Below are 22,064 nucleotides of genomic sequence, written 5' to 3' on the forward strand. Positions count from 1 at the left end.
CGGTTTCCCGTCCTTCGACTCTCAGGATGTCCTTCGACGCTGGGGCGTCGTGCTCATGCCCTCGCGGACGACTGCGTGTTGACTCGATGCTTCTCTCCTCGCTTCTCTTCTTTGTCGGTCTTCTCATTCTGTATTTCGGCGCCGAGGGACTCGTCCAGGGCGCCTCCAGCCTGGCGCTGCAGTATGGCATTCCGCCCGTCGTGGTCGGCCTCACCGTCGTGGCGCTGGGCACCTCTATGCCGGAGTTTTTGGTCAACTTCTTTGCCGTCTTTGCCGACGAGTCCTCCCTCGCTCTTGGCAACATTATCGGCTCCAATATCTCGAATGTGGCCCTCATCCTGGGCAGTTGCGCGCTGGTCCTCCCCCTTACCGTCACCCCCGAAATCCTACAGCGAGAGTACCCGGTCATGTTCGGGGTGATGGTCCTCTTCTACGTCTGTGCCCTGGACGGCGTCATCGGAACAGCCGACGGTCTCGTGATGGTCCTCCTGCTCTTCGGCCTCGGGGGCTTTCTCTTCTACGAGACGCACCAAACCGATACCGCCGCTATGCTCGAACAGGTGGAGGGAGAGTTAGAGGACGCGGACCCGACCATGTCGGGATGGGCAAAGTTCGGCTACGTGTTCGGGGGAATGGCCGGGCTTGCCCTAGGCGCCCATCTCATGGTGGACAGTGCCGTCACAATCGCTCAGCGGCTCGGCATCGCCACGGGCATCATCGGCCTCACCGCCGTCGCGCTCGGCACGAGCCTGCCTGAACTTGCCGCCTCGATGGTGAGCGCCGCGAAAAGCGAATCGGACCTGTCGGTGGGCAACGTCATGGGCAGCAACGTGCTGAACGTGCTGTTCGTGGTCGGCCTCATCTCGATCGCGCAACCGTTGGAGGTCGACCCCCGGTCGCTTCGCATCGACTTTCCGGTCATGCTTGGCTTTTGCGGCCTCCTGCTCCCCCTCACCTGGACGAACTACCGGATTTCCCGTGTCGGCGGCACCCTCCTTCTGGTGAGCTTCTTCGGCTATATGACCTTCCTTATGCTTCCGTATCTGTAAAGTCTGAGAACGGCTTGTGCTATAGTGCGATATATGTGCGAGCCTTTCTCAAATATGCCGTTTTCAAGGGAACCCGCACCTACGTCGCTCTAGGACATCTGAGATGTCCAAACTTGATCTGGAACCCATCCGGCTGAGCAATTAACGCCTGGCTGTACGTCGGATCGGCTCCAAGTCAAGCTTGGAGCGACGGTGGTGTCCATTATTCTCGGTTGGAGAGAAATACACATGTTATCTAGCACGACGCATTCTGAGAACTGTTTGGCGGATTGTCTACGGCCTGCTATTTTCGTGGATCTCGTGCAGAACGGCGCCCACTGTGTCTCAGTACCGTACCCATTCACCATACAGATTCTGAGGGGGAACGTGAAAAGCGGCGGAGAGCTCTCCCCAATCTCCTGTGTCCCACATCACGATTCACGCGTTACGCTTCACGCGTCAACTCTCCTGGATCGCCCCTCGTCCCCGCTCGTACAACGACGCGTCTGCACTCCTTCTACACTCCCCCGTCGCCTGTGTCGGCTTTTGTTCGTCCGGATGTACGTCTGCTCGGCAGCGGAGCGGCGATACTGCTGGCCCTCCTTCTTTTCGCCTCTCCGTCTCACGCCGCACATCTCGCGCCCGATGGGTCCTCCCCTCCCGACAAGTATTGGATCTTGTTGTCGGAGCGCCCGGATCGGCCTGCTGAAAAACCCACCTGGACGGCACCGGTCTCGTCGGCCTACCTGTCCTGCCTCCGAGCGATCGGCGTCCGTCCTGTCGTGCACAGCCGGTGGTTGCACGCCGTGAGCGCCTACCTGTCTCCCGACCAGCGATCAGCGGTAGCGGCTCTTTCCTTCGTGCAGGAGATCCGTCCCGTCGCCTCCGGCCGATCCCAGGTGTCCGCCATCTCGCCCCGCCCTCCCCGCCGTGCTCTCTTTCCTCCTCGGCCCGACACCTTGCAACTGGGCGCCTCCCGCGGTCCCCTCTCGCGAATGAACGCCATCGCCCCGATGGAACGGGGCCTCGACGGGCACGGCGTGACGATCGGCTTCCTGGATGCTCATTTTCGGGGACTCCGCCACGCCGCGTTCGCCTCTCTGCGCCGAGACGACCGGATGCTCGCCCTCCGCAACTTTACAGAGGGCGCACAGGGCGGGAATCATGGCTCGGCCGTGGCGTCGGTGACGGTCGGATCTGCTCCGGGCACGCTTCTGGGGCCGGCCCACGGGGCGGAGGTGCTGGGCGCCACGACCGAGTATACCCCTTCCGAGACGAACGCCGAGGAAGACTACTTCGTGGCGGGCTTGGAATGGCTGCATCGACGCGGCGCGCAGGTCGTCAATGTCTCGATCGGCTATAACACGTTCGACGAGGGCGAACACAGCTACACGCCCGACGACCTGGACGGCGACACGGGCATTACCACGCGGGCCGTGGACCGGGCCGCCCAGCTCGGCATGACGGTGGTCGTGAGTGCCGGCAACAGCGGCTGTGCCACCCCCGACTCGTGTTGGTATTACGTAAACACGCCGGCGGACGCCGATTCGGCCATCACCGTGGGCGCCATCTCCCCTGACTCCTCCCTCGCTTCGTTTAGCTCGCGGGGCCCAACGGCAGACGGACGCATCAAACCGGACGTGGTGGTGCAGGGCGAACAGGTGACCGCCGCCTGGAACGACGCCGGGTTTGCTCAGGTCGGGGGAACCTCGTTCGCAAGCCCCCAGGTTACCGCCATTGTCGCACAGATGCTCCAACTCGACCCAACCCTCTCGCCCATTGCGGTGCGGCACTTCCTCCGGCAGACGGCCTCGCAGGCACACCATCCGGACAATCGGAAGGGATGGGGCATCGTAAACGCGGATGCAGCCCTCCGGGCCGTGGAGCGCCACGCCCGGGCAACGCCGCCCCCTGCCCTAACAATCAACGCGCCGTATCCCAATCCGGCGTCCGACCACCTTACAATCCCTGTACGTGCCCCCGCCACTGCCTCCTCCGTCCGCGTTACGCTGCAACGCCCAACCGGGCAAACGGCAGTCGATCAAACGATCCCCGTCCGCCCCGGACCCAACTGGATTACACTGGACCTCACTGGAACGTCCCCGGGCCTTTATCTTTACCGGGTGCAGGGCCCTCAGAATATCAAGAGCGGTACGGTCGCCCTCCCCTCGTCGCGTTGAATCAATCGGTTTTCTGAATGGCCTTTTCGTTTGGCTACTCTCCGTGGCTTCTGGTGCTTTCGCTCCTGATCGCAGGCGGCCTCACGTACTGGAGCTATCGCAGTACGGTCCCAGCGCTGTCTGCCGGCTGGCGGGGGCTTCTGGGGAGCCTGCGCTTCTTCGCCCTTGCCCTCATCTGCTTTTTGCTGTTGGAACCCGTGGTGCGGCAACTCAGCGAAACCGAGCAGCCCCCCGTTCTGGCCGTGCTCGTGGACAACAGCCAGAGCATGCGCGTGGTGAGCGGGGAGGACACGGACACCTCAGCAGACGCCGTGCGGGACCGGCTCCGCTCCGCACTCGCCCCCCTCAGGGATGACCTACCAGGCACCGCCCGCTACTTTGGATTCGATCGGTCCCTTCGCTCCCTTCCGGATGCTTCGCTCGATTCGTTAACGCTTCGGGGGCGCCGGTCAGACCTGGGCGCAGCTCTCCAGTCGATCCCCGAAGAGCTGGAGGGTGAAAACCTGCGCGGCGTCGCCCTCATCTCAGACGGGCAGTACAACAGCGGCCAAAACCCCGCCCGGGTGGCCGACCGCTTCTCCGTCCCCGTCCACACCATTACCGTCGGCGACACCACCCGCCGCCGGGATCTCCAGGTCCGACGCGCGGCCACAAACGACATCGCGTATGTTGACACGGAGGTGCCGGTGCAGGTGACGCTGGGCGTGGAGGACCTTGGGGGAGCACTGACCACCGTGTCGCTACAAAATGACGGATCTGTTCTCGACACCGCAGAGGTCTCCCTGCCTTCTGGAACTGCCGAACGAACCGTCTCCCTCTCGTTTCAACCCCAATCGCCCGGCCTCAAGCAGCTCACCGTGCGGGCATCCGCGGTCGAAGGCGAAACCACAACCCAAAACAACGTCCGCACGGTCTCGCTGCGCGTCCTCGACAACAAACGTCAAGTCCTCCTACTGGGCGCCGCCCCATCTCCAAACTACACGGCCCTCCGTCGGGTGCTGGCCCAGGACGCTAACACGTCCGTAACGGCTCGCGTCCCAAGGATGGACGGCTCCTTCTACGGCGGCTCGCTCCCCGACAGCCTCACGTCGTTCGACGTCATTGTCTGCGCGGGATTTCCCAGCTCCGTCGTTTCCGACAATGACGTGCAGCGCATTGCGGACGTCATGAACGATGGAACGCCCAGTCTCTTCGTGCTCGACCGGCAAACAGACGTAGGCGCCTGGCAGAAACATTTCTCGAGTCTTCTGCCCGTCCTCCCCAACGGTGCCTCCCTCCAGTTCGCCGAAGCCGCTTTCACGCCCCTAGAGTCGCAGCAAACCCATCCAGTCTTTCAAGTGGACGGGACCGACGTCAGCCTCTTTCGTCGTCTTCCCCCGCTATCGATCCCCGCTACGGCCTGGACTCCTACCCCCGACGCACAGGTACTGGCCGCAGCCGCTCGTCCGTCCCTTTCACAACGCGTCCCGGTGCTCGTGGTCCGCCGGCGCGCCGGGCAACGCACCGCTGCTCTCCTAGGAACCGGCACGTGGCGCTGGGCCACCCTTCCCGCCGACCTGGAGACCGCCGCGCCACTCTGGCCCGGGATCGTCTCCAACCTGCTGCGCTGGGTGGCCACCCAAAGCGACGACCGACAGGTGCGCGTGCAGCCCGTGTCGTCCACCTTCGAGGGCGACCAACCGGTCGAGTTTACCGGCCAGGTGTACGACGGCAGCATGACGCCGGTCTCGAAGGCTCAGGTGTCAGTTACCATTACTGATTCAAGCGGCACCGACTATCCACACTCGATGGAGCCGGTCGGAAATGGGCGTTACTCACTTCGCGTCGGGTCCCTGCCAGAGGGCACCTACCGCTACTCGGCCCAGGCGCAACTGGACCAGAATACGCTCGGGCAGGACCGCGGCCAGTTTTCCGTAGGGGCATTGCGGCTTGAATACCAGCAGACCCGCGCCAATCCCGTCCTCATGCGCCAGATCGCTACCCGCTCAGGTGGGAACGCCTACACGGCCGAAACCGCATCGGCGCTTCCGTCGGACCTTGCAGCCTCAACGGACTTTACCTCCAACATCGTGACGAGCACGACCGAAGCCGAGTTGTGGCGCACCTCCCTCTTTCTGGCCGTTATTCTCGTACTCCTGGCCGCCGAGTGGACGCTCCGGAAACGTTTCGGATTGACGTAGGCGCCGACTTGGCTCCTCTCAAAGTTGGGCTCCCGCACTCTCACCGCCCGCTGGGGAGAAGGACTAGCCGTTAAAATTCGTAGGCCGGGGGCCAAGTGCGAATCTCCCCTCTGGAGGGGCCGTACAACTGTTTGATTCGTGACTTCTCTTCGTTCCTGAAAAGCAGAAGATCTCTGTTCGGACCTGTCTTCACGGATCGGTGGCGCCTGCGCCCGACCCGAGTTGATGCGTCCCCCGCAGGCACGGACGCCTTCACCGAAGCCTGACGTTTCGTATGTTGTCTTCCGTTTCTCCCACACATCAGCAGGAACTCCCTGACGCCGTTGCCGAATCGATGGCGGGCGAGCAGTCGCTAGCCCAGGTCCTCGTGACAATCCGGCGCCACCTCCACATGTACCCGGAGGTGGGAATGAATGAGCACGAGACCTCCCGTTTCATTCGACAGACGCTCGAAGGCTACGGGCTGGACGTGCACGGTCCCATTGCTGGGACCGGCCTCTACGTGGACATTGAGGGCGAGGGCACCGGGGGATGCGTGGGCTACCGAGCCGATATCGACGCACTGCCGGCCCAGGATCAAAAGCGTGTCTCCTACCGCTCCCAAACCCCAAACGTCGCTCATCTCTGCGGGCACGATGCGCACACCGCCGTCGGCATGGGCGTAGCACTCGTGCTGCACGCCAACCGGGACCAGTTGCCCGGGCGAGCCCGCGTCTTCTTCCAGCCCAACGAGGAGGGCCTCCCCAGCGGTGCGCCCCTCATGATCCGCTCCGGAGTGCTGGAGGGGCTCGACGCAGTGTACGCCATTCACGTGGATCCGACGCTGGACGTAGGCCGCTACGGGCTCATGGTGGGCCCCGTCACAGCGTCGTCCGACCGCTTTGACGTTCGCGTGCGCCAGGAGGGCACCGGCCACTCTGCCCGTCCCCACGAGGGCGTCGACACCGTCTGGGTGGCCTCTCAACTCATGAACCAGTTCTACCAGATGGCCGACCGCATTACGGATCCGCGCATGCCGGCCATCTTCACGGTGACCAAGATGGCCGGAGGCGAGGCCCACAATGTGATTCCGGAAGAGGCCTCGTTCGGCGGCACGCTCCGCACGGTCAGCCCGGAGGATCGCAAAACCATCCGCGACTACATGCACGAGGCGGCCCAGCGCATGGGAACCCTCCACGACGCCCACATCGAGCTCGACTTCCAGGACGGAGCTCCGCCGGTCATCAACGACGAAGCAGCGGTAAACAATATTGAGCGCACGATCAAGGATGCCTTCGGCGAGCAGGCCATCCATCAGATTCAACAGTCGAGCATGGGGGGCGAGGACTTTGCCCACTATCTCAAGCATGTGCCGGGCGCCTTCATTCGGGTCGGAACCGCCTCGGGACCGGAGACGAGCTTTCCCCTCCACCACCACCGCTTCGACATTGACGAAACGCCCCTGGCCCCCACTGCCCGGCTCATGGCCCGGGTGCTCATGAACCACCTGGAGGATCGACTGACGGAAGACGTGGCCCCTGCCCAGTCAGACTTTTCTGCATCCGACAACGGAACTGCCAAAAACGCCCGGTCGTGAACCGAATAAGCGGCCTCGTCCGTCCGTGGTACCGGGCCAAACCCTCTGTCGGCTCAAACGGGCATCGTCCTACGGCAAATCGCAGCGGGAGCGAAGAATCATACCCAATCCGAAAAGCCGTTGGCGCATGTGATTGCGAGACGATGAGCCGGACGTACGGAATACCATACGGAGACTTCCGATCGTATCCGAGAGCGAACGGCTGGTCCCAAGGCAGGCCGCTCCTCCTCACGGAGACACGTGATCGCCCTCCCCCGACGGAAGAAAAAGCACCGACGCCTCCTACTCCTCCCGCTCGTCGAGGAATGACCGCATGGCTTCGCACCACGCGTCCCGGTTCCACGTCGCAAACTGCTCAGCTTCTCCGGACGTCAACTTCAGAACAACTCCGTTCGGAAGAAAGCCAAACGTTCGAGTGGCCTCAACCTCTCGAATGTCCGAGAGCGGTGCTTTCCAGGTGGACGTTTGCACATTTGCGGAGTGGGGTTCGAACCGGACGTGTTGATCGGTCAGAAAGAGCCGTCCCCCAACGGCTTCGGTTCCAACGTAGCGATTCGCCAAGCCTTCTCTGACTACGGCCTCCTCCTTCTCAAGTGTCGGGGTTGTGTCGCTGCGAATCCAATCCTGAAAGCCCCTGGATATTGCTATGCCGATGACAGTGAGTAGAACGATCCCTCCGATCCCTAAAACAACCACGACGAAAAAAGGATAGTGGGAAACGGGAACTCAGAACCAGTGCCCACACCGTGCGGTCACTCAATCGGGGCAGGCAAAGACTGTACTCGATAGGGCACCAGTCAACGTGCCGACTCGTACTCATGGGTTCGAAAAACGAATCGTTTCGGTCTCTACCTGCCTATTGCTGGATGGACATTTGATTCGGGAATACTAACGCGGCCCAGGTTGTGTGCGGAAGGCAGCGGGACAACGATCGTCTCTATCAGCTGTACATTGAGGCGAACAGGAGATCGCTGTCAGGGCTGCCCAGACTTCTTGCCGGCCCGTCCTATATCAGGTCAGCTTGACGATAGGGGATCACAGACTTATTTTAGGTGATCCCTTCTTGCCCCTTCTCTTCCTTTCTGGGCGCTGTCATGACCTGTCGTCTCCTCCTCTTCCTCTCGTTCCTATTTCTCCCTTGGATCGCCTACGGCCAGACCGCTCCCGACTCGGGGGCCGTCGTTCTCAACGAGCTCCAGTATGCTCCCCCCGACGGAAGAAGCGAGTTCATCGAACTCTACAACCGATCCGAGAGCGCCGTTAATCTCGCCCGTCTGGAGATTGCCGACGCCACCCAGGACTATACGACCGTCGCCTCATCCGATACCCTCCTCGCTCCCGGCGGGTACGTCGTGCTTGTAGAAGATACAGCCCTCTTTGCCTCTGCATTTCCAGACACCGATGCCGTTGTCCCACCCGACTGGCCCGCCCTCAACAACGGCGGCGACGAGGTACTCCTTCGTGATGGCCGATCGGGGATCCATATCGACGCGGTCTCCTACGATCCGTCGTGGGGTGGGGACGACGGTCATTCGCTCGAACGCATTGATCCGAACGGTCCGTCCGACCGCGCAAGCAACTTCGGATCATCGACCGCAGAGCGACGGGCAACCCCGGCCGCTAAGAACAGCATTTTTGCGCTCGACACGACGCCCCCCTCCCTCCAGCGAGCGCGGCCCATGGTAGAGGGGGATTCGGTAGTCGCCCACTTTTCTGAGCCCGTGGACGCTACCTCGATTGCGGCATCGGCCTTTCACCTGAACGCCCCGACGGCCCCGACGATTGCGAACGCAACGGTGAACGACACCGCGGCCTCGGTCGTGCATCTCCGGCTGGGGCGATCGCTTTCGGATGGCACGTATGCGCTGGTCGCAACGAACGTGACGGACCACCAGGGGAACGTGCGGGCAGAGACCCGTGCCTCCTTCCAATACTTTGATCCCGACGTGCCCGCTCCCGCCGACCTCGTCGTGACCGAGATTCTGTACGCTCCCCCCTCTCGTGGAACCGAGTTCATCGAAATCTACAATCGCTCCAACAAGACGGTGGACGCAGGGGCGCTCGCGGTCGCTGATGAGAACCGTAATTTCCGTCCCGTTGCTCCTCCCCTCACGCCCCTCCGCCCCGACTCGCACGCTGTGGTTGTCCGCAACGCTGAGGCGTTCGAGACGGCCTTTCCCGAAAGTGATTTTCACACTCCTCCTGGGTGGGATGCCCTCAATAACGGCGGGGACACCGTTGTTCTTCGTCACACTTCCTCAGACACCAAACTTGACGCAGTGGCCTATGCCCCCTCGTGGGGAGGAGAGGATGGACACTCCCTGGAACGCCTCGATCCAGCCGGCCCCTCTGCTGCCTTCAATTTCGGAACGTCCACAGCCAACGCAGGCGCTACCCCTGGCCGCCGCAACAGCCGGTACGACCCGGACGAGTCCGCCCCCACTCCACTCTTTGCCGAGCAGGTGGCAAAGCAGAGAATAGAAGTCACCTTCTCCGAGCCGGTCCGTGCCTCGTCGATCACCCCACAGGCCTTCACCCTCAAATCAACAAGCGTCTCGCAAGCTACGCTCGTTGACGACTCCGTGGCCGTGCTCACCGTATCCGGCGCGCCCGCTGGTCCGTCCCTCCGAGTAGAAGCCGTCCAGGACCGGGTTCACAACACCCTGGAGGCAGCCTCCCTCCCTCTTGCCCTGCGTCCGGCCCCAGGAGACGTCGTCCTCAACGAGATTCTGTTCGATCCGCGCACGGACGACTTCGACAACCGCCCCAACCAGGTCGAATACGTGGAGGTGCACAACAACACCCTCCGGTCGCTGACCCTGCACGGACTCTTTGTAACGGACCAGCCCACCGAAAATGGCACCGCCGACACGCTTTGGACCCCCCGCCGCGTGGCGCTGCCTCCGAATGGGTATGGGGTCGTGGCCGCTGCCCCTACGGGCACCCTCCGTCCCGATGCTTCCCAGCTTGCCCGCGCTTTTCCTGAGGCGCCGCTCACAGGCGACTCGACAGCCTACCTTCCAGTTGACGCCGCCCGGCTCGGGCTCAACAATGACGGAGACCTCGTGCGACTGCACCGGGCGGACGGGACGATCATTGCAGAGATAACGTACTCCTCCGACTGGCACGCTGCCGGACTGGAGGACCCGAACGGAACGGCACTCGAACGCATCAGCCCTACAGGCAGGGCCGCAGCACCAGACAACTGGACCAGCAGCCCAGCCCCCGCGGGCGGTACTCCCGGTGCCCCCAACGCCGTATCGCTCGCCTCGACCGAAGACCCGTCGGCTCCCGGCCTTCAAATCGCGCCGAGCCCGTTTTCGGTGGAGCGAGACGGGGCGACGCGCATTCGGTATACTTTGGACGGAGTGCCCAATCTGGTGCGGGTCCGCATTTTCGACGCCCGAGGCCGGAAGGTACGAACCCTGGAAGATGCTCGACTGACGGGACCGACGGGCGAACTGGTGTGGAACGGGCGCAATGAGGCCGGACACCGGGTGCGCGTCGGAGTCTACGTGGTCCTCTTGGAAGCTGTACGGGCCGGAGAAGGGGTCGTCTCTCAGTTCAAGGCTCCGGTGGTCGTGGCCCGCCCCTTGAATTGAGCCCCGTCGCGCCTCCGGGCGAAGCCTGCTTCTTACTCAGGCCCCGCCCCTCCAAAGCCCTAAATCGCATTCCCCCGGGAAAATCAAGGAAAGGGTGCCGCCTGAACACCCAGCTTACCGGAACAGGGGTTTTCGCCCGGTCGTTAGGTACGTGCGATTGTAGTTTCGCATCCGCATCTTTCGCACGTATCTTCACCGCCGCCATGGCTACTGCTACGGAGACCGCTTCGGAGACCCCGATTGACATTAGCCCGAATGCCGCGAAGGAGATTCGAAAGATCATTCGCAAGAAAAACATTCCGGACGGATACGGACTTCGCGTGGGCGTGAAAGGGGGAGGCTGCTCCGGTATGAGCTATGTCCTCGGCTTCGATAAGAAGCGCGAAAAGGACCAGGAGTTTGAGATTGACGGAATCACCGTCTACATGGACCAGCGCCACGGGCTCTATCTCATGGGAACACAGATTAACTACCATGATGGCCTAAACGCCCGCGGTTTCACCTTTGAGAACCCCAATGCCACCGAGACGTGCGGCTGCGGGGCCAGCTTTGCGGCGTAGGGAGGTCCGGACTCTCTCCGTTCAGAAACTTCTTCCATCGGAGACAAGCGTGCGCCCTCCCAACGGGCACGGACTGTGGTTCTCCTGTAACGCTTTGGGGGCGCCGCCCCTCCCATCCCGTGGGAAACGCCATCAGAGGAACAGAGAGCGCGAACGACTGGTTAGTGCTTTCGACATGCTTCACGTCGCGGGGTTGGATGTGGACGTCATTCGCGCCCACGGACAGTCCCTTATTCCCCCTTCGTGCGAGTGCCTTCGCGGCACTTCTCGTATTTAACCCAGCTTGGTATGGAAGGCAATTTCTCAAATCGTGTCCGGGACGTCATTTCCTACAGCCGTGAGGAAGCCGTTCGTCTCGGTCACGACTACATTGGAACGGAGCATCTGCTGCTCGGCATCATCCGCGAGGGTGAGGGCATTGCCGTAAAGATTCTCCGCAACCTCGACTGCGACCTCCTCGACTTGAAAGAGTCGGTCGAGGATACGGTGCGGAGCACCGGCAGTTCGACCTCCGTGGGCAACATTCCGCTCACGAAGCAGGCCGAAAAGGTGCTGAAGATCACGTACCTGGAGGCGAAGCTCTACAAAAGCGATGTCATCGGCACGGAGCACCTGCTGTTGAGCCTGCTCCGCGACGACGAGAACATCGCCGCGCAAATTCTGCAACAAGGATTTTCTGTAACCTACGACGCCGTGCGTAACGAACTCGACTCGATTATCAGTGGCAAAGCGTCGTCCTCCTCATCATCAAGCGGGGGCAGTGGCTCGGGTGGCCGGCTCTCCTCCGGATATGGACAAGAAGGTGGCGAAATGGAGAAAAGCAAAACCCCCGTACTCGACAACTTCGGTCGGGACCTTACCGAGCTCGCCGAAGAGGACGAGCTGGATCCCATCATTGGTCGCGAGAAAGAGATTGAGCGCGTCGCGCAGGTCCTGAGCCGGCGCAAGAAGAACAATCCCGTGCTCATTGGCGAGCCTGGCGTGGGGAAGACAGCGATTGCTGAGGGCTTGGCTATGCGCATCGTGGAGCGCAAAGTCAGCCGCGTGCTCTACGACAAGCGGATTGTGACGCTCGATCTTGCCTCCCTCGTGGCCGGCACCAAGTATCGCGGCCAGTTCGAGGAGCGAATGAAGGCCGTGATGAAGGAGCTCGAGAAGAGCCCCGAGGTCATCCTCTTTATCGACGAGATCCACACGATTGTGGGGGCCGGTGGGGCGTCCGGCAGCCTCGACGCCTCGAACATGTTCAAGCCGGCACTGGCCCGGGGAGAAATTCAGTGCATCGGGGCCACGACCCTCGACGAGTACCGGCAAAACATTGAGAAGGACGGGGCGCTGGATCGTCGCTTCCAGAAGATTATCGTCGATCCCTCGACGCCGGAGGAGACGGTCAACATCCTCTCTAACATCAAGAAGCATTACGAGGACCATCACAACGTTCGGTACTCGGAGGAGGCCATTGAGCTGGCGGTGAAGCTCAGCGACCGGTACATTACCGATCGCTTCCTGCCGGACAAGGCAATCGACGTGATGGACGAGGCCGGAGCCCGCGTGCACCTGTCGAACATCAAGGTTCCCCCCGAAATCCTGGAGCTTGAGGAGAAAATTGAGGACGTACAGGAGGAGAAGAATCAGGTCGTCAAAAGCCAGCGCTTCGAAGAAGCGGCCCGGCTGCGCGACAAGGAAAAGACCCTACAGGAAGACCTTGAGCAGGCCAAGCAAGAATGGGAGGAGAAGGCCGAAACGGAGATTCACGACGTGACCTCCGATAACATCGCCGAGGTCGTAGCGATGATGACCGGCATTCCGGTCGATAAGATCAGCGAGCCGGAGCAGGAGAAGCTCATCAAGATGGAGGAGGCGCTCAAGGAGCAGGTCGTGGGGCAGGACGAGGCCATCGAGAAGCTGTCGAAGGCCATCCGCCGCACCCGCGCCGGCCTGAAGGATCCGGAGAAGCCGATCGGTTCCTTCATCTTCCTCGGTCCCACTGGCGTGGGCAAAACCGAGCTTGCAAAGGTCACGACCGAGTATCTCTTCGAGTCGCAGGACTCGCTCATCCGCATCGACATGAGCGAGTACATGGAGAAGTTTTCCGTCAGCCGCCTCGTGGGGGCCCCTCCGGGATACGTGGGACACGAAGAGGGCGGCCAGCTCACCGAGAAGGTGCGACGCAAGCCCTATTCGGTGATCCTGCTCGATGAGATTGAGAAGGCTCACCCGGATGTCTTTAACATCCTCCTCCAGGTGCTCGATGATGGGATTCTAACCGACGGGCTCGGCCGTGAGGTCGACTTCCGGAATACGATTCTCATCATGACGTCCAACATCGGGACGCAGGACATTAAGTCCTTCGGCAAGGGTATCGGATTCTCTCAGTCCGACGGCGGAGACCTGGACTATGGCTCGATGAAGTCGACCGTTGAGGACGCTCTCAAGAACGTCTTCAACCCGGAGTTCCTGAACCGGATCGACGACGTCATCGTCTTCCACCCGCTGGACAAAGACAACATCTTCGACATTATCGACATCATGTCGGAGGATCTGTTCGAGCGGGCCGAGGAGCTCGGGCTGGAACTGGAGTTCGACGAGCACGCGAAGGAATTTCTCACGGACAAGGGCTTCGATCCGAAGTACGGGGCCCGTCCGCTCCGTCGCGCCCTTCAGAAGTACGTGGAGGACCCGATGGCCGAGGATATTCTCCACGACGAGCTCGGCGAGGGTGATAAGGTCCTGATCACGCACGAGGACGACGATGAGGAGCTGTCCTTCGAAATTCAGAAGGGTGTTGCCTCGACCGCATCCGACACAGACGAGCTTCCGGACGCAGACGAGCAGGCCAACGGAGAGTCTGAGGCCAGTGCAAACGGCGAACCCGAGAATGAGGATGAGGCCTCTTCAGAGGAGGCCGCCACGGCCTCTGACGAGGAAGAGTAGTCTTTCTCGTCCCATTTAACGACATCACACCCCTCCGTCCCGATCTGGGGCGGAGGGGTTTTTATTTGTCCTCCCCTTCCACTCCCCAATCGGCACCTCGAAGCCGAACGTAGCGCATTCGTCCCTCTCCGTGCTGCTCCCCCACGTCCACCGACACGGGCTCGTGAAACGGGGGGCCATCCGCTACGAAGGTGTGGAACGCCCCGTGCTCCCCACACGGATCCACCGCGTCTGGTAAATCGTCGAGAAAGGCCTCATCGTACGAACGTCCGACAAACGACGGGTCGAGCTGCACCGTATCAACGGAGGTCACCATGGCACGGTAGCCCCGCTTCACAAAGCGATGGGCGAGCCACGTCGTGTCTCGCTTCCAAAGCGGGAAGAGCGGCGTGGCCCCAATCGTACGAAGCACGTTCTCGCGGTAGGCCTTCACGTCTTCCAAGAAGAGATCCCCCGCCGCGACTGTGCGACTGCTGTCTGCCAGGAGCGGCCCGAGCGCCCGTTCGAGCCGTTCTTCATAGGTGGCGTTGGATGCATTCGGGGGCACGCGCATCACGTGTAGCGGAATGCCAAGCGCGTCGGCCTGCCGCTCGATCAACGAGAGCGGCGTACCATGCATCGTCACGGTTTCTACCTCCTCTACAACTGTCGTGAGAAGCGCCGTCACGCGACGCGGCGACTGGCTGTGCAGAACGTCGAGGGTCAGCATGGCGTCTTTGCCCCCACTCCACATCAGCACAAGGCCGTCCTTAGAAGAAGGATGTCCCATCGATCGAGAGAGTCCAGAAAAAGAATACGAGCCTTCAACGTAGGGACCGACATCTGCAAAATCGAGGGGATCGGTACCCGAAGCTGGTTTTGTGACGAGGGATACCAACTCCTTCAGCATTGTTCGGGGACGGAAACGAAATCTGTATCGCCGTTGGACTCCAAAAGCGCTACAGATGCATCTCTCGTACCTGAAAGCAATTGCCGGATCCGGCATGTGTTGACAGTCTAGCCCACAACTCTTCTCTTATATGTGTGAAATATGTTTTCTTTTCTCACTCTGCTATGGACGACCTTCCCGAGACCCCGGCTCGTCAAGGACGTGGAGCCCGTACCAATCCGGCGACTCAGTACGAGCCCCTGCACATCGACCTCGACCCTGCGGCACTGGACGAGGAAGAGCGGCGGCAGGTGGAAACGACGTACTTCCACGATCCGACCCAATCCATTCTCTCTACCAATGAGAGCCCGGATGTCCCCTTTCGGTACAGTATTAATCCGTACCGAGGATGCGAGCATGGGTGCGTTTACTGCTACGCCCGCCCCACCCACGAATACCTCGGCTTCTCCGCCGGACTGGACTTTGAAACGCGCATCCTGGTGAAGAAAAACGCGCCCGAGTTGCTATCGGAGACATTCCAAAAGGAGAGCTGGTCCCCCACCCCAATCTGCCTCTCGGGCAACACTGATCCCTACCAGCCGGCCGAGCGAGAGCTAGAGATTACGCGGGAGATCCTGAGGGTCTGTGCCTATCACCGCAACCCAGTCATGCTCATCACCAAAAACGGCCTGGTCACCCGCGACCTAGACATACTGGAGGAAATGGCCGACTGGAACGGTGTGCGACTGACGGTGTCTGTGACTACGCTCGACAATGCGCTGGCCGGGGCGATGGAACCGCGGGCGGCCCGTCCCCCGCTCCGCCTCCGCACGATCGAGGCGTGTGCCGCCGCAGGCGTGCCTGTCGGCGTGAATGCGGCTCCCATCGTGCCGGGCCTAACGGACGAGGAAGTGCCCCGCATCCTGGAGGCTGCAGCCGAGCGGGGTGCGACCACTGCCGGCTACACCGTGCTTCGCCTCCCCGGTGCCGTCCGCGAGGTGTTCGTAGACTGGCTCGACCGTCATGCCCCCCATCGCAAGGAACGCGTGCTCAACCGACTGCGGAGCCTACGGGGCGAGGATCTCACTGCGGAGGATTTCGGGACGCGCATGACAGGAGAAGGACTCTGGGCCGATACGATTGGCGACCTCTTCCGACTCGCCCGGAAGAAGCATGAACTCGACGGTTCCTCTCCTCCCCTCAACACCGGCGCCTTCCGACGGCGATCCGGCGGGCAAATAGGGTTGTTTGAGTCTTCTGGCTGATCTCAACGATGCACGCTTCGCTAAAGAATGAAGGGGCAAAAGAGAAATGTGCCCGGGTGCCTCCATTCCTCCGGACCGTCACACGTCCACATCTCATGTCGCCCGCCGCGCGACCAGCCGCGCCACGGCTGCCTCTCCCCGCAGCAACGGCCCCTCTTCCAGCGTCACGTCAACGGGCTCACACCGCAGGAGCTCGTCCTCGCCAAACGCCGCGCGCAGCTCGGCCACCGGCACCATGCGGTCCTCCGTGCTGGGACCGAGACGATCGTAATTGCCGCTGAGATGATCGGGCCGGAACCACTCCCCAATTACGATCCCGCCCGGTCGAAGCGACCGTCGAATCGTGCGATAGAGCGCCGTCCGCTCGTCCGGCAGTAACTGAAGAAAGGTCACAAGAACGGCATCCCACTGTCGATCCGGCGTCCAGGTACGCACGTCGGCCATACGCGTGTCCATCGGAAGATTGTACTCGTGGGCCCATTGCTCACATACCTCCAAGGCTTTTCGCGAAAAGTCCAGGGCCGTACAAGCTGCCCCCCGCTCCTCTGCCACGTACGCCAGCGTCCGGCCCTCTCCGGCCGCCAACTCAAGCACGTCGCCTCCCGGCGGAAGATGGTGGACCTGCGACGCCACGAACGCATTCGGCTCCGTGCCGAAGAGGTGATCATTCGCGGCGTAGCGCTCGTCCCAAAACGAAGGCTGACTGCTGGGGCGGGGTGAGTTCGAGGACATATCCGCACGTCATATTCAGGATAGAGCTGGAGCAATCTGTTTCTGTCCGTTCGATATTCCGGTGCTCAGAAAATGGGTTCCGAACTGGAGCATAATGCCGTATTTACAATAGACTTGCAGATGTGCAGTCGTCTTCGAACGCTTGTAATCAATTCGACTGGGGCGGCGTGCGGACCCAGCCCGACGTCTCTGCCCTCGCCCCGTCGACGGACGTGCGCCTGCCACAGCGCGGGTGAAATCACCACAATTGACGCCATACGATCCTCCCCCGTCATGAATACCCGAACGGTCCTCGTCGGTCTTTTTCTTTCGCTTGCAGTGGGCAGCCTGCTCCTACTTCCTCCCCCAGCCCCTGCCCAATCGCCACCGTCCCTGCGGCTCAACGACCTTCAGGTCCTGGGCAGTCACAACAGCTACAAGGCTGCCATCGACAGCTCTCTTATGCAAATCCTGCGGCAGCGCCGTCCCGAAACCGCACGAGCCCTGGACTACGCCCATCCCCCGCTCCAGGAGCAGCTCCAGTTTGGGCTCCGGAGCCTCGAGCTGGACGTCTACTACGATCCAAACGGCGGACGCTACGCTGATCCCTACGGCCGTACCCTCGTGAAAAAACAGGGGCTGCCGCCCGGCGCGCCCTATGACCCGAACGAACGCATGGACACAATGGGCTTTAAAGTCCTGCACGTGCAGGGTCTTGATTTTCGCAGCAACTGCCTCACCTTCCAGCGCTGTCTCCGGGAGGTACAAATCTGGTCGACTGCACACCCACGCCACGTCTCGATTATCATCACGCTCAACGCCAAGGACGACTCGATCGGGCGTCCCGGCTTTACCGAGCCGCTGCCCTTCGACTCCACCGCCTTCGCCGCCCTGGACGCCGAGATCCGCTCCGTGTTCAGTGCCGACGAGTTGATTACACCTGACGACGTCCGGGGAACAGCACCAACCCTCCGTGCAGCCGTCCGAAACGAGCAGTGGCCCCTCCTGTCGGAGGCGCGGGGCCACGTGTTGTTCGTTCTGGACGAGACGGGTCGCAAGCTCGAGGCGTACCGCAAGGGACATCCCTCTCTCCAGGGCCGGGCCATGTTTGCCGACGCCCCTGAAGACAGTCCAGAGGCAGCCTTCCACATCGTGAACGAACCCATCGAGCACGGTGACCAGATCCGTCGGCTCGTGAGAGAGGGCTACCTCGTTCGCACCCGGGCCGACGCCAACACGGTGGAGGCCCGAACGGGCAACATCCGACGCCGGGAGGCGGCGTTTGCGAGTGGAGCCCACGTGATCAGCACCGACTACTATCGGCCCGATCCGGAGCTGGGCACCGGCTATAAGGTCTCTTTGCCCGGAGGCAAACCGGCCCGCTGCAATCCGGTGACGGCCCCACCGGAGTGCCAGACGGACGATTTACACAAGTAGCCAGCCTCCTGGGGACACCGTCGTGTTCAATCCGCAGACTCGACAACGCTGCCCGGCGGCTCACATCCGCAGTGCCTGCCAGCCAAGATAGATCTGCCCAACGAGAAGGGGCACGAAGCTCGCTCCCCCAATCACCAGCCATCCATCCAGTCCCGGAGGCACAACTGAGAGAATAGTCGCCAGCGGCGCCCAGTACACCGCCAGCAAGAGGAGCGCCAGACACAGCCCGAGGGCCCCCCACACGTAGGGAGTACGGGTGATTTCATTGTGGAATACCCCACTCGTCGGCGTCCGCATATTGAAAACGTGAAGCAACCGACTGATGGAGAGCGTGAGGAACGACACAGTGACAGCCCGTTCGGTCTCCATACCCAACCCGCCCAGCGCCACCGCGAATGCCCCGAGGATGGTGAGCGCAATGACAAGCCCATACCCGCCGATGAGGCCCCAGTGGTACGAAGTTACGACCGGCTCCTCCGGGTCCCGGGGCGACCGATCCATCGCCTGCTCGGTGCCCCGCCCCACCCCAAGTGCCAGGGCCGGGAAGACATCGTTGAGTACGTTTAGATAAAGAATCTGGAGCGGGAGGAGCGGCAGCGGAAACCCAAACGTGGCGGCGCCGCCCACTGCCAGAATCTCGCCGACGTTGCCCGACAGAAGATAAACGACAAATTTTCGGATGTTGTCGAAAATAATGCGCCCCTGCCGGACGGCCTCCACAATCGAGGAAAAAGCATCGTCTTGCAGTACCATGTCGGCCGCCTCCCGCGCCACATCGGTCCCCCGCTGCCCCATCGCCACTCCGATATCAGCGCTGCGCAGGGCCGGGGCATCGTTCACCCCATCGCCGGTCATAGCCACCACTTGACCGGCCTCCTGAAAGAGATTGACTAGGTCGAGCTTCTGCTTTGGGGTCACCCGTGCAAAAACGGCGGTGCGGCGCAACCGCTCACGGTGTTCTTCGTCCAGACGGTCAATAGAGATGAAGTCTTCTCCCCTCTCCACCGAATGCTCATTGACGTGAAGCCCTACGGCCTCGGCAATGGCCCGGGCTGTTTCCGGATGATCGCCCGTTACCATCACCACCCGGATGCCGGCCTTCTGGCAACGCTCAATGACGGGCCGCACGTCGGTCCGAGGAGGATCCATCAGGCCTACCAGTCCCAGAAGCTCAAGATCCGTATAGGGGGACGTATCCGGCTGGTCAACGGTCTTGCGGGCCAGAGCGAGAACCCGAAGGCCCTTCTCGGCAAGATTCTCGCTCCGCTCAGCCCACTCTCGTCGTCCATTTTCGTCAAGCGGTCTCCGTTCGTCGGGGCCCCAAACATGGGTCGACGCCTCCAATACTGCCTCGGGCGATCCCTTCACCGCCACCAGACACGCCCCGTCGGACTCGTGATAGGTGGCCATCATGTTCGTGTCTCGGGTAAACCCCACCGTCCGGACGAGTGACCTCTCCTCTAGAAGAGTTTCCCGAGACCGTCCCGCCTCCGCTCCCAGCTCTAAAAGCGCGAGTTCCAACGGGTCCCCCGTACTCTGTGACGGGTCCTCCGCGTCCCGCTCGGCCCCGTTGCAGAGCGCCCCTACCTCGATCGCCTGCCGGAGTCGCCCTTCCGTCGCCTCGATCGGAGGATCAAGCTCCACCGTCCGGTCGGCCATCACCATCCGTTGCGCCGTCATTCGATTCTCGGTAAGGGTGCCCGTTTTGTCAGTCGCGATGAGCGTCGTGGCCCCCAACGTCTCGACCACCGAGAGGCGCCGCACGTATGCATTGCGGCGAAGCATCACCCACATGCCGTGCGCCAATGCCACGGTGGCCACAATGGGCAATCCTTCCGGAATGGCCGCCACGGCCAAGGCAATGCCGGTCTCGATCATTAAGAGCAAAGGGCGCCCGGCCAAAAGGCCGGCGACGGCCACGGCCCCAGCAATGCCCACGGTGAGCCACACGAGACGGTGCCCCAGGCGATCGAGCTTTTGCTCCAATGGGGTATCCCCTCCCTCAGCGGTTTCGACCATCTCGGAGATGGCCCCAAGCTCCGTCTCCATCCCCGTGGCCACTACGATGCCCCAGGCATCCCCCTCAGTGACGGCAGTGCCCTTATAGGCCATGCAGGTCCGCTCCGCGAGTGGGGCGTCCTGCGCCACCGGAGCCGCATCCTTGGCCACCGGCACCGACTCCCCCGTGAGAGCGGACTCGTCCACCTGCAATCGATCCCCCTCTATCAGACGAAGATCGGCCGGCACCAAATCGCCGCTCTGCAGATGCACAACGTCTCCCGGCACCACTTCTTCGGCGGAGATCACCATTTCGCTGCCGTCTCGTCGGACCCGAGCCGTGACCTGCCCAAGTTCTTGGAGCGCCTCCATCGAGCGAACCGCCCGCCATTCAGTAAAAAAGCCGATGGCCGTGTTGAGGAGAAGAACAACAGCAATAGCGAGGGCCTCGATCGTCTGGCCAAAGACGAACGAGACCCCCATCGCTGCCACCAGCAGCAGTACAACGAGGCTCTTGAACTGCTCCCACAGAATGGTCGCCACGCTTCGATGCTCAATCTCGCGCAGGCGGTTGGGGCCCAGCGTGTTGAGGCGCCGCTCGGCCGTCTCCGAATCAAGCCCCGCCGAACTTCCTCCGACGGCCTCAAGCACCGAAGAGGGCTCTGCACTCCAGGGCGTCTCGCCAGGATCGGCCCGCTGTTCCGTAGAGGGGGAATCGGAAACGACCGGTTCACTCATAGTGGGTCGGAATGCGGTGAAATTGAGCGTACGGCCCCAGTATCCGCCGATGCGGGTCCGACGAGGATTCGTGACGAGATGCCGGAACGACTAGAGTCGTTATTTCGCCGTGTATCCTCCGTCGATAACCAGCTCCGAGCCCGTCATGAACTTTGATTCCTCGGACGCGAGGAAGAGGATGCCGTTGGCAATGTCGTCCGGCTCTCCGACGTGTCCGATCGGGTGGAGGGCGTCAAGCTGCTTCCGCCCTTCTTCAACGTCGCCCTGCTCCCGGAGAAACTCCTCTACCAGTGGCGTCCAGATAAATCCGGGATGGACCGAATTGACGCGGATGTTGTCGTCGGCGTAATTCAGGGCATCGGTTTTTGTCATCGTCCGAACCGCTCCCTTGGAGGCATGATACGGGGGAATGTCTTCGGCCCCCACGATGCCGTAAATGGATGACAGGTTGATGATGCTCCCACCGCCCGCGTCTTGCATATGCGGCACGGCGTGTTTGGTACCGTAAAACACCCCATTCACATTTACGTCCATCACCTCGTTCCACTCCTCCTTGGTGAGTTCGTGTGTCGGTTTGTCGGCCCCCGTGATGCCCGCGTTGTTTACGAGAACATCAAGGCTCCCAAAGGCGTCCACCACGTCGGCAAATACCTCTTCGACGGCCGCCTCGTCGGTCACGTCCAGGGACCAGTACTGGGCCGTTCCGCCGTTCTTGTTGATGGCGTCAACGGCTGCCTCTCCGGCCTCGTCGTCGACGTCAGTGATGGCAACGGATGCCCCTTCTTCGGCCAAACGCTGTGCCGTCGCTTTCCCAATGCCGTGTGCCGCACCGGTTACAATGATGGTTTTTCCTTCTACACGTCCCATAATAGTTGAGTCGATTGGTGGAAATGATCACGATGTCTACGACGAGGATAATATCTTCCATTGTCGTTGGACATGCAGAAAAGGAAAAAGGACGTGGAGGTGTTGTCCGGGATCTCACTA

The 22,064-nt window shown here is 61.7% G+C and carries 14 protein-coding genes; 9 read left to right on the forward strand and 5 right to left on the reverse strand.

What is annotated here, in order from left to right:
* The first annotated feature begins 86 nt into the window (after nucleotides 1-86).
* The 4 genes from BSZ35_RS05540 (at nucleotide 87) to BSZ35_RS05555 (ending at nucleotide 6,964) form a co-directional block, all read left to right on the forward strand.
* On the forward strand, nucleotides 87-1,049 hold the full coding sequence (locus BSZ35_RS05540; protein WP_105011509.1) for a calcium/sodium antiporter: 963 nt from the start codon (nucleotides 87-89) through the stop codon (nucleotides 1,047-1,049).
* Between the two features lie 515 nt (nucleotides 1,050-1,564).
* Nucleotides 1,565-3,208: a S8 family peptidase gene (locus tag BSZ35_RS05545; protein WP_258096088.1), complete on the forward strand. Its 1,644-nt coding sequence runs from the start codon at nucleotides 1,565-1,567 to the stop codon at nucleotides 3,206-3,208.
* A gap of 17 nt (nucleotides 3,209-3,225) precedes the next feature.
* The gene (locus BSZ35_RS05550) at nucleotides 3,226-5,388 is read left to right on the forward strand and encodes a hypothetical protein (protein ID WP_105011510.1); all 2,163 of its coding nucleotides are present in this window, start codon (nucleotides 3,226-3,228) and stop codon (nucleotides 5,386-5,388) included.
* A 274-nt stretch (nucleotides 5,389-5,662) separates the two neighbouring features.
* Nucleotides 5,663-6,964: a M20 family metallopeptidase gene (locus BSZ35_RS05555; protein ID WP_258096089.1), complete on the forward strand. Its 1,302-nt coding sequence runs from the start codon at nucleotides 5,663-5,665 to the stop codon at nucleotides 6,962-6,964.
* A gap of 282 nt (nucleotides 6,965-7,246) precedes the next feature.
* Here the strand turns inward: BSZ35_RS05555 and BSZ35_RS05560 are convergent, their stop codons facing one another.
* Entirely contained in the window at nucleotides 7,247-7,525 is a 279-nt protein-coding gene (locus tag BSZ35_RS05560) for a GRAM domain-containing protein (protein WP_181149192.1), read from the reverse strand.
* 533 nt (nucleotides 7,526-8,058) lie between these two features.
* On the opposite strand from BSZ35_RS05560, the gene BSZ35_RS05565 reads away from it, so the two are divergent.
* From BSZ35_RS05565 to BSZ35_RS05575, 3 genes are all read left to right on the forward strand, one after another.
* Nucleotides 8,059-10,566 carry a lamin tail domain-containing protein gene (locus tag BSZ35_RS05565; RefSeq protein ID WP_105011512.1) on the forward strand — a complete coding sequence of 836 codons (2,508 nt, stop codon included), beginning with the start codon at nucleotides 8,059-8,061 and terminating at the stop codon, nucleotides 10,564-10,566.
* A 203-nt stretch (nucleotides 10,567-10,769) separates the two neighbouring features.
* On the forward strand, nucleotides 10,770-11,126 hold the full coding sequence (locus BSZ35_RS05570; protein ID WP_105011513.1) for an iron-sulfur cluster assembly accessory protein: 357 nt from the start codon (nucleotides 10,770-10,772) through the stop codon (nucleotides 11,124-11,126).
* Between the two features lie 288 nt (nucleotides 11,127-11,414).
* Nucleotides 11,415-14,060, forward strand: coding sequence for an ATP-dependent Clp protease ATP-binding subunit (locus BSZ35_RS05575; protein ID WP_105011514.1), 2,646 nt, complete (start codon nucleotides 11,415-11,417; stop codon nucleotides 14,058-14,060).
* A gap of 61 nt (nucleotides 14,061-14,121) precedes the next feature.
* On the opposite strand, the gene BSZ35_RS05580 is transcribed toward BSZ35_RS05575, so the two are convergent.
* On the reverse strand, nucleotides 14,122-14,829 hold the full coding sequence (locus tag BSZ35_RS05580) for a hypothetical protein (RefSeq protein WP_105013744.1): 708 nt from the start codon (nucleotides 14,827-14,829) through the stop codon (nucleotides 14,122-14,124).
* Nucleotides 14,830-15,113: 284 nt separating this feature from the next.
* On the opposite strand from BSZ35_RS05580, the gene BSZ35_RS05585 reads away from it, so the two are divergent.
* Nucleotides 15,114-16,193, forward strand: a complete 1,080-nt coding sequence (locus BSZ35_RS05585; protein WP_105011515.1) for a PA0069 family radical SAM protein — start codon at nucleotides 15,114-15,116, stop codon at nucleotides 16,191-16,193.
* 93 nt (nucleotides 16,194-16,286) lie between these two features.
* On the opposite strand, the gene BSZ35_RS05590 is transcribed toward BSZ35_RS05585, so the two are convergent.
* Nucleotides 16,287-16,925: a class I SAM-dependent methyltransferase gene (locus BSZ35_RS05590; protein WP_105011516.1), complete on the reverse strand. Its 639-nt coding sequence runs from the start codon at nucleotides 16,923-16,925 to the stop codon at nucleotides 16,287-16,289.
* A 273-nt stretch (nucleotides 16,926-17,198) separates the two neighbouring features.
* Between BSZ35_RS05590 and BSZ35_RS05595 the strand changes: the two genes are divergently transcribed.
* Nucleotides 17,199-18,341 (forward strand): phosphatidylinositol-specific phospholipase C1-like protein, encoded by a 1,143-nt coding sequence (locus tag BSZ35_RS05595; RefSeq protein WP_181149193.1) that lies wholly within the window; start codon nucleotides 17,199-17,201, stop codon nucleotides 18,339-18,341.
* A 60-nt stretch (nucleotides 18,342-18,401) separates the two neighbouring features.
* Here BSZ35_RS05595 and BSZ35_RS05600 read toward each other — a convergent pair whose 3' ends face one another.
* Both BSZ35_RS05600 and BSZ35_RS05605 read right to left on the reverse strand, forming a co-directional pair.
* Entirely contained in the window at nucleotides 18,402-21,077 is a 2,676-nt protein-coding gene (locus tag BSZ35_RS05600; protein ID WP_105011518.1) for a cation-transporting P-type ATPase, read from the reverse strand.
* 99 nt (nucleotides 21,078-21,176) lie between these two features.
* Nucleotides 21,177-21,944, reverse strand: a complete 768-nt coding sequence (locus tag BSZ35_RS05605) for a glucose 1-dehydrogenase (protein ID WP_105011519.1) — start codon at nucleotides 21,942-21,944, stop codon at nucleotides 21,177-21,179.
* Between the last annotated feature and the right edge of the window lie 120 nt (nucleotides 21,945-22,064).

This window comes from Salinibacter sp. 10B (assembly GCF_002954405.1).
In the GTDB taxonomy this organism is placed as follows: Bacteria; Bacteroidota; Rhodothermia; order Rhodothermales; family Salinibacteraceae; genus Salinibacter.

Coding starts and splice junctions, on each gene's coding strand:
- BSZ35_RS05540 (WP_105011509.1), top strand. CDS start 87: ATGCTTCTCTCCTCGCTTCTCTTCTTTGTCGGTCTTCTCATTCTGTAT.
- BSZ35_RS05550 (WP_105011510.1), top strand. CDS start 3,226: ATGGCCTTTTCGTTTGGCTACTCTCCGTGGCTTCTGGTGCTTTCGCTC.
- BSZ35_RS05555 (WP_258096089.1), top strand. CDS start 5,663: ATGTTGTCTTCCGTTTCTCCCACACATCAGCAGGAACTCCCTGACGCC.
- BSZ35_RS05565 (WP_105011512.1), top strand. CDS start 8,059: ATGACCTGTCGTCTCCTCCTCTTCCTCTCGTTCCTATTTCTCCCTTGG.
- BSZ35_RS05570 (WP_105011513.1), top strand. CDS start 10,770: ATGGCTACTGCTACGGAGACCGCTTCGGAGACCCCGATTGACATTAGC.
- BSZ35_RS05575 (WP_105011514.1), top strand. CDS start 11,415: ATGGAAGGCAATTTCTCAAATCGTGTCCGGGACGTCATTTCCTACAGC.
- BSZ35_RS05580 (WP_105013744.1), bottom strand. CDS start 14,829: ATGGGACATCCTTCTTCTAAGGACGGCCTTGTGCTGATGTGGAGTGGG.
- BSZ35_RS05585 (WP_105011515.1), top strand. CDS start 15,114: ATGGACGACCTTCCCGAGACCCCGGCTCGTCAAGGACGTGGAGCCCGT.
- BSZ35_RS05590 (WP_105011516.1), bottom strand. CDS start 16,925: ATGTCCTCGAACTCACCCCGCCCCAGCAGTCAGCCTTCGTTTTGGGAC.
- BSZ35_RS05595 (WP_181149193.1), top strand. CDS start 17,199: ATGAATACCCGAACGGTCCTCGTCGGTCTTTTTCTTTCGCTTGCAGTG.
- BSZ35_RS05600 (WP_105011518.1), bottom strand. CDS start 21,077: ATGAGTGAACCGGTCGTTTCCGATTCCCCCTCTACGGAACAGCGGGCC.
- BSZ35_RS05605 (WP_105011519.1), bottom strand. CDS start 21,944: ATGGGACGTGTAGAAGGAAAAACCATCATTGTAACCGGTGCGGCACAC.